This window comes from Salinicoccus siamensis (assembly GCF_042429615.1).
In the GTDB taxonomy this organism is placed as follows: Bacteria; Bacillota; Bacilli; order Staphylococcales; family Salinicoccaceae; genus Salinicoccus; species Salinicoccus siamensis.
This window is the reverse complement of record NZ_JBHMAH010000014.1, coordinates 1-665: the sequence shown is the minus strand read 5'-3', so window position 1 is coordinate 665 and position 665 is coordinate 1. Positions and strand designations below refer to the sequence as shown.

Sequence of the window (665 nt, the reverse complement as noted above, 5' to 3'; positions counted from 1 at the left end):
CTCCTCGCTTCGCATACGGGACTGTTACCCCCTATGGTGCGACTTTCCAGTCGCTTCTGCTCGCTCGAAGTCGCTTTTTCGGTGTCCTACAACCCCAGTCAATGACTGGTTTGGGCTCTTCCCGTTTCGCTCGCCGCTACTCAGGGAATCGATCTTTCTTTCTCTTCCTCCGGGTACTAAGATGTTTCAGTTCCCCGGGTCTACCTCCCTCAGGCTATGTATTCACCTGAGAGTCGCACTAATGTGCGGGGTTCCCCCATTCGGAAATCTTTGGTTCAACGCTTACTTACAGCTCCCCAAAGCATATCGGTGTTGGTTCCGTCCTTCATCGGCTCTTGGTGCCAAGGCATCCACCGTGCGCCCTTCATTACTTAATCGCAATGAATTTGTGAGTGTGTCCCAGTCCAGCTGCAGTGGATGTCCACTTTCGCTTTCTTGCGACACAACGCGTGTTTTATGAACTCTTCAGTTCTCGGTTTCTACGCTTGATTTCGGTTAAAATCATTTTTCGCATTGCTTCTATACGGTTTTCAATGTGCAAGGGGTTGAATCGTCAATGAAGACCATTCAAAACTGAATACAATATGTCAAACGCCAATTCCGCCGCCCCAAAACGGGGCGTTCCGTTATATTCCTTAGAAAGGAGGTGATCCAGCCGCACCTTC

1 rRNA gene is annotated in these 665 nt (G+C 49.8%); it reads right to left on the bottom strand.

Going from position 1 to position 665, the window contains the following annotated elements:
- Nucleotides 1-377 (bottom strand): 23S ribosomal RNA (locus tag ACFFLE_RS06420); the annotation flags it as partial.
- Between the last annotated feature and the right edge of the window lie 288 nt (nucleotides 378-665).